At 78.3% G+C, this 1,568-nt stretch carries 1 protein-coding gene and 1 pseudogene; one reads left to right on the top strand and one right to left on the bottom strand.

Going from position 1 to position 1,568, the window contains the following annotated elements; all coding sequences use genetic code 11:
• Positions 1-135: 135 nt before the first annotated feature.
• Positions 136-936 carry a putative protein N(5)-glutamine methyltransferase gene (locus AB0N76_RS39810; protein WP_363565743.1) on the bottom strand — a complete coding sequence of 267 codons (801 nt, stop codon included), beginning with the start codon at positions 934-936 and terminating at the stop codon, positions 136-138.
• A 336-nt stretch (positions 937-1,272) separates the two neighbouring features.
• Between AB0N76_RS39810 and AB0N76_RS39805 the strand changes: the two are divergent.
• Positions 1,273-1,568, top strand: a pseudogene (locus tag AB0N76_RS39805) (hypothetical protein); the annotation flags it as partial.

The raw sequence follows: 1,568 nt of genomic DNA, 5'->3' as shown, positions 1-1,568 counted from the left end.
GCCACGAGGTGCCGCGCCCTGCCGGCCCCCCGGCCCGGCCCAGGGAGCCGGGTGCCCGGCCCGGGCGCGGGGCCCGCGCGGGCCCCGCACCCGGGCGGGTGGGTCAGACGGCGGGTGGGTCAGACGGTGGGCCGGTCAGGCGGTCGGCGGGCGGGTGGCGGTGACGACGGTGGCGTCGAGGTCGTCGTCGTAGCCGAGGGCGGCGGTCAGGCCCGCCGCGGTGACCACGGCGAGGGCGGTGGCGGCCTGCTGGTCGCTGGTCTCGAAGAGCAGCGCGCCGCCCGGGGCCAGCCAGTGCGGGGCCTCCGCCGCCACCCGGCGCAGTACGTCCAGGCCGTCGGCGCCGCCGTCGAGTGCCGGGCGGGCCTCGTGCAGCCGGGCCTCGGCCGGGAGGAACGCGATGTCGGCGGTGGGCACGTACGGGACGTTGGCGAGCAGCACGTCCACCCGTCCGCGCAGGTCGGCCGGCAGGGCGTCGAAGAGGTCGCCCTGGAACACCTCGGCGCCGGTCGCGGCGAGGTTGCGGCGGGCGCAGCGGACGGCGGCCGGGTCGAGGTCGGCGGCGTACAGCCGGACGGGGTGGGCCGCGGCGGCGGCCAGGCCGGCCCCGAGGGCGCCGCTGCCGCAGCACAGGTCGACCACCAGCGCGCCCTCGCCGGCCAGCGCGGCAGCGGTGCGGACCAGGTGCTCGCTGCGCCGCCGGGGGACGAAGACACCGGGGTCGACGGCGATCCGCAGACCGGCGAACTCGGCCCAGCCGGCGACGTGTTCGAGCGGGCGGCCGGCCGCGCGGTCGCGGACCATCACGGCCAGTTCGGCGGGGGTCGCGGCGGCGGCGAGCAGGATGCGGGCCTCGTCCTCGGCGAAGACGCAGCCGGCGGCGCGCAGCCGGGCGACGACGGAGGAGCGGAGCGAGGCGGACGGGAAGACAGACAAGGGAACCCCTAGGAGCACAGGTGTGAGGACATCCGTCCCGGGGGCTCTCCGCGCATCCGTCGCCGGACGGCGGACGGTGTCGCGCGGCACGGCCGGCGTGAGGCCGGCCCTTATCGCGCGAGGGCGTCGCGGTCGCGGCCGGGGAGCACCCGATCCGGCACAGCGGTCATGGGTCTCACCTCCCCGTTCCTATGCGTTCTACTGCGGCGTCCGTCACCATACCCCACCTGGTGCGCTCCGTCGGATCGGCCCGTCGGCGGCGGCGTGCGCCGATGCGTCCCGGGGGGAAGCAGCGCCCCCTGTCGGCGAGCGGGCGGCGGGTGGTAGACAGAGCGGATGACGAACCCCCAGCCCCCAGGCGCCGTGCTGTGCGACATCGACGGTGTGATCCGCTTCTTCGACCACCGCGAGGTGGCCCGGCTGGAGGCGGTGGCCGGGCTGGCGCCGGGGACGACCTTCGGGGTGGCGTTCGCCGAGGAGCTCGGCCGGCGGCTGGTGCTCGGCGGGCTGACCCGGGCGGAGTGGACGGCGGAGCTGGCGGAGGGCCTGGGACGGGTCCCGCGCGCCGGGGTGCGCGCCGAGCACGCGCGGGCGCTGGCGGAGCTCCTCGGCGAACGCCACCCCGAAGGTCG

The organism is Kitasatospora sp. NPDC093806 (assembly GCF_040683335.1).
Classification (GTDB): domain Bacteria; phylum Actinomycetota; class Actinomycetes; order Streptomycetales; family Streptomycetaceae; genus Kitasatospora.
This window is presented reverse-complemented; position numbering and strand designations above follow the sequence as displayed.